Origin of the sequence: Acinetobacter sp. ABJ_C5_2 (assembly GCF_044538485.1) — a bacterium.
Lineage (GTDB): Bacteria > Pseudomonadota > Gammaproteobacteria > Pseudomonadales > Moraxellaceae > Acinetobacter > Acinetobacter nosocomialis_A.
Genome location: NZ_JBIUCS010000018.1, coordinates 1 through 14042 on the forward strand (window position 1 = coordinate 1; position 14042 = coordinate 14042).

A 14042-nucleotide genomic window follows, 5' to 3' on the forward strand; every position below is an offset into this window, starting at 1 on the left:
CTTTTTATCCTCCAAACTCCTTTAAATCTTCATATGAAATAAGCCGAAATTTTCAACATTATCCTTTCGTATTGCTATAGTTATTCTTAAATGATTAGACACGATTTTCTCTTTTAAGTTTCACAATATTTGTTTGATGCAATATTACCATTAAGTTACTTTTTTATAAGGTGAAATTATGCCATTACGACAAATAATGTCGTTTATAAAACTATTTCCCCTCCCCCAAAACCTCTCCACCACCACATCCCGTTCATCCAAACTGTTAGAGCTTAAAACCTGTAGTAGCAAACCATCGATCAGGTTTACCACCATATTGGCATCGAATTTTGGCTCGCGGATTTCCCCGCTAAAAATCAGGTCAAAAATTTCATGGCGCAGCCACTTTCGGTATTCAACCGCCATACGGTAGGCCTGTGGGTAAAGCAGTTTTATTTCAAAAATGGCTTTAAGTAAAAGGTTGTACAAGCTGTTTAAATTGGTATGTAAGACAATAATTTCTTTGAGTTTATCTTTTGAAGTGTAGTAACGGCTTGAGTAGATGATAGAGAGTACTTCTTCTCGGAGCAGGCTTTTTTGAAAGGCAATGCACATTTCGATCAGGTGTTCTTTCGAGCCAAAGTATTTATAAAACGTAGACTTGGTGATGTTGGCTTCTTTAGCAATCAGGTCTACGCCTGCGGTGTGAAAGCCACGAGTGGTAAAGAGTTGGATTGCGGTTTGAATCACTTGTAATTTTTTGGAAGATATTTCTAAAGTTGGCATAGTTTTACCTTTTTAAATTCTTGTTGTGTCTAAATGAGATAAAAAGCCCGTGCCCTTTTTGGGAGAAAAAAAGGCACAGCAAAGCCGCAAGACGGTGCTTGGCACATCTCAAGTTTTGTTGTCGCTAAGTTTTAAGTAAAAATGACGTAAAGCCTGAAAACCCTACGGCGTTCAAGCTGCTGTAATTTTTTAAGCTGTGTCGTTATAGCTTTTGGCGCTCAAGGCCAAGAAATGATGGATGTGCATAGCCAACTCCTGATTTATGGAGTTCTGCCAGAGCATTTATTTGGACTTATGGTGGCAGAACGAAAGGGGGTTAGCAGACTGGCTCAAGACCCAGCACACCCGAAGGTGTCCCCCTTCCGTCCTACCGCTACAAAAAGGGGGGACGAGTGAGTCTACATCAAAAAAATGAATTTTTTCAATGTTCTTGAGCACGGTCTGCTAAAACCGGCTGGCAATGTGGCCAGCACGCAAAGCATAATCTGAGAGTTTAGATGTGTCAATGTCGCTTTTATGACAAGTATTTAAATTTCTTATTGTTTTTCATTAGATTAACTTAATTATTATTTTAAATATTATATTTAATTGTATTTATTAATTTTTTAAAAAGAGTCAGATACGGTAAGCTAAACCTCATAAATTTTACTTTTTGATTTTGAATATTTTTTAGAACTTTACGAGAACATAAATGATAAGACTATCTTCAAAGTCCATTTTAATATTAACAACTGGGTGTTTGTTAAATGGCTGTAGCCAAGGCCCTCTTCCATTAGAAGTTACACTACATCAAGATTATGTATGTGCCTTTACCAATAAACCTCCAAAAACCACTTATCCTGTTGATAATAGTTTTTTGATTTATATGGGGAAAATCGACAATAGAAACGCATATTCAAGTTCTTATGAGAAGTTTTACCCAAGCGGTCCGTTACCAATAGAAGAAAAGGATTGTGCAAAAATTCCTCTAAAAGAGTTTGAAAAGAATGTGGTTTATGACATTACTTTGGATACATATAAAATTTTTGATACACGTATTTGTGTAGTAGAACAGAACAATAAGCTAGAAATTCGAGAGCCTGAACTCGGTGAGACAACTTGTAAATAGAATTGTTTCTAGGCTCTCATTTCGCTATTACAGAAACAACAAAACGAGTGGGATTAGACAATCTCGGTCTGCCCCACTTGGTGATAAGCGCGATTAAAATAAACCAAACTTTGGTCATGCTGGCTTTGTTTAATCGCCACAATCGGACATATAAAAATCGTGTGTGTGCCGACTTGTTGAATTTGTTCAATCTCACAATCGAAACTGACCAAAGCATCATCTAACACAGGTGAACCCGTTTCTAACTCAATCCATTCGCCATGTTTAAAGCGTTCTTCTGGTGTGAGTTTAGATGAAAATGCTTTTGAAATATGTTCGTGATGCGCACCTAAAACATTTACCGTTAAGATTTTGTTATCTAGGAAATGTGCATGTGAACTCGCAGATTGGTTCATACACACCAATAATGTCGGCGGTGTGTCAGTCACACTACAAACAGCAGAGGCAGTAAATCCAAAACGGCCAGACATGCCTGCCGTGGTCACAACGCTAACCGCACTTGTGAGTAAAGACATTGCATTTCTAAAGTCTGTTGCTTGAACCATGACATTATTCCTAAATTGAACCGTACCTTTTCCTGTGTGTTCGCTATACCACCCAACTCCATCAGGAAGGCACTGTATCGACATGAGTCCTGTTTAGAACTACATGTAATAAGTGAAATGAGGGTTACTGCTTTGATTATCAATAGCCATCAAAAAAGTAACCCTTTATACCATTGTATTGGTAAATATTAAGCAGTAAGTTCAAAACCAGTTAGTTCTCGGCGAACAATTTCTGCACCTGCCGTTAAAGCATTTAACTTGCCACGTGCCACTTCACGAGAAAGAGGCGCCATACCGCAGTTTGTGCAAGGGTAAAGCTTGTCAGAGTCTACAAACTGAAGGGCTTTACGTAGTGTGTTCGCCACTTCTTCTGGTGTTTCAATCTGGTTAGATGCGACATCAATTGCCCCCACCATGACTTTTTTACCACGAATGAGTTCAAGCAAGTCGATTGGCACACGCGAGTTGTGACATTCTAACGAGATGATGTCGATGTTAGAAGTTTGAAGTTTCGGGAAAGCTTCTTCGTACTGGCGCCATTCTGAACCGAGTGTCTTTTTCCAGTCAGTGTTGGCTTTAATGCCGTAACCATAGCAAATGTGTACCGCAGTTTCACATTTTAGACCTTCAATTGCACGCTCTAAAGTCGCAATACCCCAGTCATTTACTTCGTCAAAGAAGACATTAAATGCAGGTTCATCAAACTGAATAATGTCTACACCAGCAGCTTCTAACTCACGCGCTTCTTGGTTCAAAATTTTAGCAAATTCCCACGCAAGTTTTTCACGGCTCTTGTAGTGACCATCATAAAGCGTATCAATCATAGTCATTGGACCAGGTAATGCCCATTTAATAGGTTGATCAGTTTGCTGACGTAAGAACTTCGCATCTTCAACAAACACAGGCTTTTGACGAGAAACCGCACCTACCACAGATGGCACGCTTGCATCGTAACGGTCACGAATACGAACTGTTTCGCGCTTCTCAAAATCTACGCCATTTAAGTGTTCAATAAACGTGGTCACAAAGTGTTGGCGGGTTTGTTCGCCATCGCTGACAATATCAATGCCCGCAAGTTTTTGTTCATGCAAAGCTAAACGTAGCGCGTCTTTTTTACCTTCAACTAAGCCTTCGTTTTCAAGTTTCCAAGGAGACCAAAGCTTTTCAGGTTCTGCAAGCCAAGACGGTTTTGGTAAGCTGCCAGCAGTTGAAGTCGGTAATAATTTTTTCATGTTAAATGACCTGTATGTTGATTAATTAGGAGCGTAATTCGCAGACCACTGCTCAAGAATCGCTTGGTATGGTTTGATAAATTGCTCTTCAACAAACTTCCCCTGCTCTATAGCCAAACGGCTACGTTCTTCACGGTCATACACAATTCGAGTAAGTGAGTAATCTTGGTTCTTTAAGCTTGGTTGATAAGACTTTCCAGCCACTGAATTTGCGTTGTAAATTTCAGGACGGTAAATCTTTTGGAAGGTTTCCATCGTGCTGATGGTACTAATCAACTCAAGATTGGTGTAATCACTCAACAAATCACCAGTAAAATAGAACGCTAACGGTGCAACGCTATTTGGCGGCATGAAGTAGCGAACTTTTAAGCCCATTTTTTGGAAATATTCATCGGTTAATGAATAGTCTTCTTGCTTGTATTCAACACCTAAAACAGGATGTTCGTTTTCAGTACGGTGGTACTCTTTAGTCGTCGAAACGCTTAGGCAAATCACAGGCGCTTTTTTAAAGTTGGCTTTATAAGTTTCCGAGTTAATAAAGCTCTTAAACAAGTTGCCGTGCAATTCACCAAACTTTTCTGGCGTGCTAAAAGTAGACTTGTTTTTGTTGTGATCTAACAACAACACACTAAAGTCATAGTCACGTACATAAGACGAGAAGTTATTACCTACAATGCCTTCGATGCGTTCATTAGTCTTTTTATCAACAATATTGGTTTTCAATATTTCGATGAGAGGAAGCCCGCTGGTACGGTTTTCAGCATCAATGTTCATTTCAACTGAAATGATTTCAAGTTCAACCCCATAGCGGTCGCCCTTAGGGTTGTCCCAATGAGCTAAGGCATTGAAACGATTGTCGATCATTCGTAATGTATTGCGCAAATTTTCTTCGCGGCTCATCCCTCTCGCCAAGTTAGCAAAGTTGGTGGTAATACGCGTATTGTCTGCTGGACGATAGTTCTCATCGAAACAAATACTCTTAATCGTAAATGTAAATTCTTTACTCATTTTGATCAGTACCCTAATTTCTGAGATAAAACCTAAAAAAATTTCGAGCTCTTTTTTGAACTTTCCAGCCTTGTCAGTTTTGTGCCTTATGGTCTTATCAAAAAGTGAATTACTGGAGCGCTTCAGAGCATGAATAGATTTATACCGCAATCACAACATGAATAAAAATGATTTAGTCTCATTCAAAACTGAGTGAAATTCATGTTTAGAGTTTAATAAATAAGTAGGAAGTTAAATATTTTTCATCTTAGGGAATTTTAGACAGCATAAACGAGACATACGGTACTCATGTTTTAATGCCTATAATTTTTATAATTTATGATTATTTTCAATAAACTAAACAATTTATCTTTAAATAAAAATCCTCAACCTAAAACAATTTATGTTGAATCTCGCTCATCTCTGCTTTTAGCCATTCTAAAAATATAGTTTTGCGTGGATCTTCCTCAAAAGCGCTATGAGAAAGTAAAAAATAAGCTGAGCCGTCTTGAACGATTGGTGAAATTTTCTGTATTGCGTTCCACTCAAGCTCTTTTTCAATCATATAAATTGAGATGACTGTTGCACCAAGTCCAGCCAAACAACCTTCTAAACATAAATAAAAATGCTCAAGCTCAACTTTGGTGTAGCCTTTTAAACTTTGCTTTAACTCAGCAATGCGACTCATGTTTTTGAAAAAATTTGGCCTAGAGGTCGAAATGAGTACGTCGTTTGTGTCGGGTGGCTTGGTTGCTTGAACTAGAGCGATATATTCATCGGCAATTTTTTCGCTATAGATATGCTCTCCCCAATCAAAATCATTTCTACGAATCGCGATATCAATATTATCATTTTCAAAGTCGACCACGCCGCCTGCTGTGAGTAGCACAACCTCAAAATCATGACCGAGCTTTTTAAATTTTGATAACCGCGGAATGAGCCATTTCATGGAAAGCGTCGGTTCACACGACAAAACCAGTTGCTTGTTGTGAGTTTTGGGTTGACTGAGCTCTATTAAACATTCATCGAGTTGACCAAACACCTGATGGCAACAACTCAGTAAAATTTCACCCTGCTCGGTCATCACGAGCGTTTTATTCTTTCGGTCGAATAAAGTCGCATTTAAAGCTTCTTCTAAATTATAAATCTGTTTACTGACCGCACTTTGCGTCACAAATAATTTCTTTGCAGCTAAAGTCACGCTGCCATACTTCGCCACAAAGTAGAAAAATTTTAATGAATTCAGCGATATTCTTTCTATCATTCCAAAAACTCATAGATGTGTAGTCGTTTTTATCGATTTTTATTTTTAGGTTTCTGTTCAAAATAAAAATCATCTTGATTAAACACCATTTTAGATGATGAAAAACATATTGAATATCTATCTTTGTAAACCTAAAGCCCCCACATTTCCCGCGAAAAGAATAGCAACTATAGGTGGTTCTTCCGCTCTCTTATATACATTCCAAAAACTACAGATTAGCTCCCTTATTTTTAGTGAAGGTACAAGATAATGGCAGAGTTTATTGCGGTTATTCTCATTACGATTTTGGCAGTAGTAAGCCCCGGCGCTGACTTTGCGATTGTCACCAAAAATAGTTATCTGTACGGTAGAAGAATAGGTGTGTTCACTTCACTCGGAATATCGCTTGGTGTGTTGGTGCATGTCACCTACACACTTGTAGCTGTTGCCTTTGTGATGACATATACGCCGCAAATTTTGAATATTGTTAAGTATATTGGCGCGCTTTATTTGATTTATATTGGCTATAAAACTTTTACTCAAAAACCTGTTTTAGACACTGCTGCGTTAAACGCTATAGGTACTTTTCAAGCGATAAAATACGGCTTTTTTACCAACGCCCTGAACCCTAAAACCACGCTATTTGTAATTAGCACCTATACGCAAATTGTGAGTTTAACGACACCTGAAAGCGTTCTTTTGGCTTATGGCTTGTTTATGTCTTTTGCCCATTTTGTATGGTTCTCACTAGTGGCAGTGCTTTTCTCTTCAATGCTCTTAAGACAGAAAATGTTAGCCAAACAAGCTCAGATTAATAAGGTAATTGGTTCTATTTTATGTGTGTTGGGTGTGATTCTGCTTTTTACTAATTTTCAGTAGAGGCACTTAATTTTTCAGAACCTTTTTAATGTATTACTGTTAATATAAAAATACATGATAGATTTCCCAATCCTTCATATCTCTATAAATCAAGGATGATGAGCGAATACATTTATTATGGAAATCAAGCAAATAAAGTATTTTTTGACAGTCGTTGAATCGGGCAGTATCGGTAAAGCTGCCCAAAAACTTGATGTCGGTGCTTCGGCGATTAGTCAGCAAATTAGTAAGCTCGAACAAGAGCTAAGCATTCGCTTATTACAGCGTAATGCCTTTGGTGTGACCCCAACACCTGCTGGCCTTGCCTTTTTAAAGCACTCTCAACTTATTTTGCGTCAAGTGAACTTCGCCATAGATGCTGCACATTCGGCACGCTTGTCAGGTCATGTCAGCCTTGGTTTTCCACCGACCATTACCGCTTTAATTGGTATCCCTTTAATGAAACTGATGTCTGAACGCTATCCAGACATTCGCTTAGAGATTGTGGAAACCCTGTCAGGTAACCTGATTCAATACATTAACTCGCGTCAGCTTGATATCGCGATTATTTTTACTAATGAGATTGATAAGCAGTGGTCTATACAGCCTTTGGTACGTGAGCAAATGTATTTAATGGCGCGAAAAGAAGTGCTCGAAAAATACGGTCTTGCCGATTGCATTAAAAGTGGAATTATTCAGTCGCAGCAAATTGGCGATATTCCGCTAGTGTTGCCACGTCAACGCCATAGCTTAAGAAAACTGCTTGAACACAAGATTGGACAGCTTAATGTCGTCTATGAAATTGATGGCTTACACTTGCTTATGGACAGTCTAATTCACCTCGATCTTGCCAGTGTGCGTCCCGGAAGTGCCTGCCTGCAAGAATACAAACATCAGCTGCAATTGCTTAAAGTGATTGACCCAGAAGTGGAACGGATTAACTACTTGGTAAGCCTTGCCGAAGAAGAATTATCACCCGCTGCACTTGCTGCCAAGTCAGCCATTAAGGCATGTGTGAAAGAGTTGATTCAAAACCAAATTTGGCCGTGTTCTGAAATTATTGTTTAAAGGGTCATTAATTTTTCTAAATACCTAATTAATTTTCGCCTCTCACTCCTCCCTGCTTTTTAAGATTACATTTTTATACGAATGATAAGTGGTTTTCTGTTTATCGAAATATAGATGTGTAGTTTTAACTGGAAACAAGGCATCACATTTTCTACCAAGGACACTTTTAAATCTCATCTCTAACCCATTTCCTATTTAGGTTTATTGATTGAATCAATTTACGTCCAAACTTTGAAGATCGTGAATGTTTCCATTTTGTCAGGCCAAGGAGGTCTCCAATGGATGTCGTTAATAACCGTAGGGCTACTTTTAAAAAAATATTAAATGTAACGAGTGGCAACTTTTTAGAACAGTACGATTTTTTTCTTTTTGGTTTCTATGCCACCTATATCGCAGCAAAATTTTTCCACTCTGAAAATGAATATGTCTCTTTAATGATGACATTTACCGTGTTTGCTGCGGGCTTTCTTATGCGTCCTCTCGGCGCTATTTTCTTGGGTGCTTATGTCGACAGAATTGGTCGCCGTAAGGGTTTGATTGTGACTTTAAGCCTCATGGCTATTGGTACGATCTTAATTACCTTTGTACCGGGTTATGACACCATTGGTATTATGGCCCCTATTTTGGTGGTCATTGGACGCCTGTTACAGGGCTTCTCGGCAGGTGTTGAATCTGGCGGTGTGTCTATTTACCTCGCAGAAATTGCAACCGATAAAAACCGTGGTTTTATCACAAGCTGGCAGTCTGGTAGCCAACAAATTGCGGTGGTGTTTGCTGCGTTATTTGGTTATTGGCTCAACACCGTCTTAACTCACGCGCAAGTGAGTGAATGGGGCTGGCGTATTCCTTTCTTAATTGGTTGTTTAATCATTCCTTTAATCTTCTTATTCCGTCGTACTTTAGAGGAAACTGAAGCATTTAAAGCACAAAAAACTCATCCTTCAACCAAAGAAATTTTCAGCACATTGGCGAGCAACTGGCGCATTGTACTTGCAGGTATGATGATGAGTGCAATGACCACAACGACGTTCTATTTCATTACGGTTTACACCACAGTATATGCAAAACGTACTTTAGAAATGTCGGTCACAGATAGCCTGTTAGCAACCGTTTTTGTGGGTTTATCGAATTTCTTCTGGTTACCAATGGGTGGCTTGCTTTCAGACAAGATTGGTCGCCGTCCAGTATTAGTGGGTATTACAACTCTTGCGATCTTTACCAGTTATCCAGTTTTAAGCTGGTTGGTGAGCGACATTAGTTTTTCAAACTTACTGATCACGCTTGCTTACTTCTCGTTCTTCTTTGGTATGTACAACGGCACTATGGTGGCAACACTTGCCGAAGTAATGCCGAAACGTGTTCGTACCGTTGGCTTCTCTTTAGCGTTTAGTCTTGCAGCCGCTATTTTTGGTGGTATGACGCCAATGGCGTGTACTTACCTTGTGGAAAACACAGGCAATGCAAGCACACCAGCGTACTGGCTGATGCTCGCTGCGGTATGTAGTCTCATCTCAAGTTTATATCTATGTCGCGGTTCTAAACAGAACAAATCTGACGCGATTGCTGAACCTGCAAAGGTTAGCGCTTAAAACAACTCCTTAACCTGAAATTTTAATGAACAGTACGGCGCATGTTGCAGCCGTACTGTGCTCTCCTGTCATTAAAGCGAGATACTATGAAAAAGTCCCCTATCTTCATAACCATTTGCCTAGCTGGTGCAGGCTTAGGCTCAACCCTTGCTAACGCAGATACCCTCGAAGTGATTAGCTCAGGCGGTTTCTATTCATCTATGGAAAAACTCATTCCAATATTTGAAAAGCAAACTGGCCACACGGTTCACCTTTCGTCTGGTTCATCTATGGGCGCATCGCCAACGGCAATTCCAAACCGACTTGATCGTGGTGAACGTTTTGATGTCGTTGTGTTGGCTGCTCCTGAACTGAACAAGCTTGCAGAAAAAGGTTATGTCGACCCAAATTCACAAAGCGCTTTAGTCAATTCAAGCATTGGCATGGCTGTACCTAAAGGTGCGCCAAAGCCAGACATTAGCTCTGCGGCAAAGTTTGAAAAAGTTTTATTAAATGCCAAGCACATTGGCTATTCAGCAAGTGCGAGCGGCACGCATCTTGAAAAAGATGTTTTCCCAAGCTTCCCACCTGTCGAGTACAAAGTAATTGCTGGTAAAGCAGAAAAAGTAGTCGGTGACCGCGTTGCGAAACGTATTGCTGAAGGTCAGTTTGATATTGGTTTCCAGCAAATTAGTGAAATCAAACCTTTTACTGGCCAATATGGTCAAGTTGATTTAGTCGGCCCAATTCCTGCCCCTTATCAAAAAGTCACCGTGTTTGCTGCTGGTATTGGTAAAAACTCTGAACATGCAAAAGTCGCAAAAGAACTTATTCAATTTGTGAAATCGCCTCAAGCCACACAAATTATTGAAGAACAGGGTCTTGAGCAGGTTAAACAATAAAAGCTCTAAAAGGCAACATTTTGAGAGGGTGTTGCCTTTACTCTCTAGGCGGTTTACGTAGCGTAATAGAACAAAATGTATAGCAATAAACCAGTGTAGAATAACCAATAAAGGACAATGTAGTATTTGCCGTGGAACTCAAACAATTAAAGTATTTTATTGCAGTGATCGAGTCTGGAAGCTTGGGTAAAGCTGCAAAAAATCTCGATATTGGAACTTCTGCATTAAGTCAGCAAATCTCAAAATTAGAAAGCGAGCTTTCTATTCGCCTTTTACAACGTACTGCTCTGGGTACGGTTCCCACCCCTGCAGGTTTAGCTTTTTTTCAACAAGTTCAACTGGCGCTTAGGCACTTAGACCATGCTGTAGATTCTGCACACTCTTCACGTTTAAGTGGTCATGTCACCGTCGGTTTTTCGCCAAGTGTCGCGTCGGTTATAGGCACACACTTTTTAAAACTCATGAGAAACCGCTATCCCGATATTAAAGTCCGTTTAATTGAAGGCTTATCGGGTGACCTCAAAGCACTGGTCAATGCAAGGCAGCTCGATGTTGCCATCATCTTTAGTGACGATGTCGACCCACAGTGGGCCATACAGCCTTTAGTCAAAGAACAGATGTTTTTAATCTCGCCTAAAGAAGTACTAAGTCAGTACCATCTTGAAAGCTGTATCGACACTCAAACCATTACTCATTTACAGCTTAAAGAACTTCCCCTGATTTTACCGAGCCAACGACATGGACTGCGCTTGTTGCTTGAACAGAAAATTCATCAACTTAAAGTGGCCTATGAAATTGATGGGCTGCATTTGTTAATGGAAAGTATTAGCCAACTCGAAATGGCAACCATTCAACCTGCGGGTGCATCGTTAAACTCGCGGCAAGACCTGTGTTTACTGCGCGTTGTAGAACCTGCCATTGAACGCATTAACTATTTAATTAGTCTTTCTGAAGAAGAACTCTCGCCTGCTACTTTAGCCACCAAAGTAGTAATTCGTGCCTGTATCACTAACCTGATTAATGAAAAGCGTTGGCCTGGTGCGGAACTCATAAACACTTAAGAGCTTAGTGTTTATTTTTACTAAACACCCATTCAAGCTTAGCCTCTCACTTCACCTGCTCTTTTAAAGCTACATTAGCCTTAGCTGAGAAAGGGAGAAATCCATGCATGATGTAATTGTAATTGGTGGTGGGAATGCCGCACTGTGTGCCGCGCTCACGGCAAAAGAAAGTGGCGCGTCTGTGCTTGTCATAGAAGCAGCACCTAAAGAATGGCGTGGTGGTAACTCACAACACACTCGTAACCTCCGTTGCATGCATGATGTTCCTCAAGATGTATTGGTCGATGCCTACCCCGAAGAAGAATATTGGCAAGACTTACTGAAAGTCACTGCTGGCAAAACCAATGAACACTTAGCTCGTCTGGTTATTCGTAGCACGGCGACTTGCCGCGACTGGATGCGTAAACATGGCGTGAATTTTCAGCCACCCCTATCGGGTGCTTTGCATGTTGCACGTACCAATGCCTTTTTTATGGGTGGCGGTAAAGCCCTCATTAATGCCTACTACCGTAGCGCTCAAGAACTTGGTATCGAAATTTTATACAACACAAAAATTAAAGATCTAAAGTTAAACCAAGGACATTTTGAAGCTGCAATTGCGGAAGATGGTCGTGTGTTTGAAGCGAAAAGCTGTGTATTGGCCGCAGGTGGTTTTGAGTCAAATCTGGAATGGCTAAGAGAAGCATGGGGACAAAACGAAAACGGCGAATGGCCTGCCGATAATTTCATTATTCGTGGAACCCGCTTTAATCAAGGCAACTTACTCAAATTTATGATAGATCAAGGTGCCGATATTATTGGTGACCCATCGCAATCGCACTGCGTCGCTGTAGATGCAAGAGCACCGTTATATGACGGCGGCATCTGTACCCGAATTGACTGCGTTTCACTAGGGATTGTGGTCAATAACAAAGCCGAACGTTTTTATGATGAAGGCGAAGACTTCTGGCCAAAACGTTATGCGATTTGGGGCCGCCTTGTAGCTAAACAACCTCAGCAAATCGCCTATTCGATTATCGACTCAAAAGCCATTGGCCGCTTTATGCCCCCTGTATTTGCGGGTGTGAAAGCAAATAGCATTCAAGAACTGGCCGAAAAAATCGGGTTAGATGCAAAAACTTTATGTCACACCGTAGAAGAATTTAACCAAGCCTGTGTGCAAGGCACCTTTAACCACACGGTTTTAGATGACTGCACCACCGAAAATATTGTTCCCAACAAAACCCATTGGGCGGTTCCTCTCGATCGCCCGCCGTTCTATGCCTATGCGCTTAAACCCGGCATTACCTTTACCTATTTAGGCTTAAAAGTCGAAGACGATGCTGCTGTGCGTTTTAACAATAAAGCCAGCCGCAACCTGTTTGTGGCAGGTGAAATGATGGCAGGTAACGTACTCGGTCAGGGTTATACCGCAGGCGTTGGTATGTCGATTGGCACAACCTTTGGACGCATTGCCGGAAAAAATGCAGCCCACTATGCACTTTCACAAGGAGTTGAACATGAATGCTAGTACTAAAGTCCTAATTCCAGTTGTTCAGCTCTCTGACCATGAGCAGGAAGTTCAAAGAGCCTTACAGATTTGTAATGCTTGTCGTTACTGTGAGTCGTTTTGTGCCGTGTTTGCGGCCATGACCAAACGTCTTGAGTTTAATCAAGCCGATATTCATTACCTCGCAAACCTTTGCCATAACTGTGGTGCATGTTTACACGCTTGCCAATATGCCCCGCCGCATGAGTTTGGTGTAAACATTCCAAAAGCGATGGCACAAGTACGTTTGGAAACTTACCAAGAGTTTGCGACACCTCAGCCTTTAGGCCGACTTTATAAGTCTGTTGGGATTCCTTTTGTTTCGGCATTATCAGTTATTTTCTTTTTATGCATGTTAGCTGTGGTGTGGTACAAAGGCACCGACCTGTTTGCAGGCTATCAAGGTAATTTCTATGCGATTTTCCCACATAACTTTTTAGCTCTACTGTTTGGAGCGACCTTTACAGTTGCGATTGTTTTACTCGGTATTGGAATTAGTAAATTTTGGCGACAGACGTCTAAAGTTATTCACGGCAAAGTTGAGAAACCAGATCTTATACAAGCCTCTCAAAATGTTTTAACGCTTAAATATTTAGATGGTGGACATGGCAAAGGCTGTAATGAACAAGATGACCGTTACACACAAATCCGCCGCGTGTTCCATCACCTGACGTTTTATGGCTTTATGCTTTGCTTTGCAGCCACAGGCGTAGCGACTTTATATCACTATTTCCTTAACCTGCATGCACCTTACCCTATCTTTAGCTTGCCTGTGATTTTGGGTACTCTGGGTGGAATTGGCTTAGTAGCTGGTCCATCTGGCTTGCTCTATTTAAATCTTAAGCGTCATCCGTTGCATGGTGACCGTGAGCAAAAACCTGTAGATCGAGGCTTTATTTTCCTTTTAATTTTAGTCAGTGCTTCGGGCTTAGCTCTCATGGCATTTCGCAATACACCTTACATGGCACTTTTACTAATTTTCCATTTAGCCACGGTCATGACGTTTTTTATTACTATGCCATTTGGAAAGTTCGCACATGGTTTTTACCGCAGTGCTTCTTTACTCAAATTTGCCATCGAAGAACGTATTTCTAAGAAATCATAATTTCATTCAAAAGTATTCACTATCTTGGCGTAGTGAATACTTTCATTTTTTTAAGCTCAAAATACTTCATAG

General features: G+C 40.5%; 13 protein-coding genes. 8 read left to right on the forward strand and 5 right to left on the reverse strand.

Going from position 1 to position 14042, the window contains the following annotated elements:
* Window positions 1-150: 150 nt before the first annotated feature.
* Complete coding sequence (locus tag ACH8JV_RS13660) at window positions 151-765, reverse strand: TetR/AcrR family transcriptional regulator (RefSeq protein WP_396521806.1); 615 nt, start codon at window positions 763-765, stop codon at window positions 151-153.
* A 691-nt stretch (window positions 766-1456) separates the two neighbouring features.
* On the opposite strand from ACH8JV_RS13660, the gene ACH8JV_RS13665 reads away from it, so the two are divergent.
* A complete protein-coding gene (locus ACH8JV_RS13665; RefSeq protein ID WP_032014965.1) occupies window positions 1457-1873 on the forward strand; it encodes an NF045616 family extracytoplasmic (lipo)protein in 417 nt (138 codons plus the stop codon).
* A gap of 53 nt (window positions 1874-1926) precedes the next feature.
* Here ACH8JV_RS13665 and ACH8JV_RS13670 read toward each other — a convergent pair whose 3' ends face one another.
* From ACH8JV_RS13670 to ACH8JV_RS13685, 4 genes are all read right to left on the reverse strand, one after another.
* Window positions 1927-2418 (reverse strand): flavin reductase, encoded by a 492-nt coding sequence (locus ACH8JV_RS13670; RefSeq protein ID WP_032014964.1) that lies wholly within the window; start codon window positions 2416-2418, stop codon window positions 1927-1929.
* A 188-nt stretch (window positions 2419-2606) separates the two neighbouring features.
* The gene (locus tag ACH8JV_RS13675; protein WP_031982493.1) at window positions 2607-3650 is read right to left on the reverse strand and encodes a methionine synthase; all 1044 of its coding nucleotides are present in this window, start codon (window positions 3648-3650) and stop codon (window positions 2607-2609) included.
* A gap of 21 nt (window positions 3651-3671) precedes the next feature.
* Window positions 3672-4658, reverse strand: a complete 987-nt coding sequence (locus ACH8JV_RS13680) for a DUF1852 domain-containing protein (RefSeq protein ID WP_396521809.1) — start codon at window positions 4656-4658, stop codon at window positions 3672-3674.
* Window positions 4659-5028: 370 nt separating this feature from the next.
* Complete coding sequence (locus ACH8JV_RS13685) at window positions 5029-5901, reverse strand: LysR family transcriptional regulator (protein ID WP_396521811.1); 873 nt, start codon at window positions 5899-5901, stop codon at window positions 5029-5031.
* A gap of 249 nt (window positions 5902-6150) precedes the next feature.
* On the opposite strand from ACH8JV_RS13685, the gene ACH8JV_RS13690 reads away from it, so the two are divergent.
* The 7 genes from ACH8JV_RS13690 (at window position 6151) to tcuB (ending at window position 13970) form a co-directional block, all read left to right on the forward strand.
* Window positions 6151-6759, forward strand: a complete 609-nt coding sequence (locus ACH8JV_RS13690) for a LysE family translocator (protein ID WP_396521813.1) — start codon at window positions 6151-6153, stop codon at window positions 6757-6759.
* Between the two features lie 117 nt (window positions 6760-6876).
* A complete protein-coding gene (locus tag ACH8JV_RS13695; RefSeq protein ID WP_086496553.1) occupies window positions 6877-7806 on the forward strand; it encodes a LysR family transcriptional regulator in 930 nt (309 codons plus the stop codon).
* A 278-nt stretch (window positions 7807-8084) separates the two neighbouring features.
* A complete protein-coding gene (locus ACH8JV_RS13700) occupies window positions 8085-9395 on the forward strand; it encodes an MFS transporter (protein WP_191000678.1) in 1311 nt (436 codons plus the stop codon).
* Between the two features lie 86 nt (window positions 9396-9481).
* The gene (locus ACH8JV_RS13705) at window positions 9482-10276 is read left to right on the forward strand and encodes a substrate-binding domain-containing protein (protein ID WP_396521815.1); all 795 of its coding nucleotides are present in this window, start codon (window positions 9482-9484) and stop codon (window positions 10274-10276) included.
* A gap of 131 nt (window positions 10277-10407) precedes the next feature.
* A complete protein-coding gene (locus ACH8JV_RS13710) occupies window positions 10408-11337 on the forward strand; it encodes a LysR family transcriptional regulator (protein ID WP_396521817.1) in 930 nt (309 codons plus the stop codon).
* Between the two features lie 103 nt (window positions 11338-11440).
* The gene (tcuA, locus tag ACH8JV_RS13715) at window positions 11441-12847 is read left to right on the forward strand and encodes an FAD-dependent tricarballylate dehydrogenase TcuA (RefSeq protein WP_396521819.1); all 1407 of its coding nucleotides are present in this window, start codon (window positions 11441-11443) and stop codon (window positions 12845-12847) included.
* Window positions 12837-13970 carry a tricarballylate utilization 4Fe-4S protein TcuB gene (gene tcuB, locus ACH8JV_RS13720; protein WP_396521821.1) on the forward strand — a complete coding sequence of 378 codons (1134 nt, stop codon included), beginning with the start codon at window positions 12837-12839 and terminating at the stop codon, window positions 13968-13970. The genes tcuA and tcuB overlap by 11 nt, the downstream gene beginning before the upstream one ends.
* The last annotated feature ends 72 nt before the right edge of the window (window positions 13971-14042 follow it).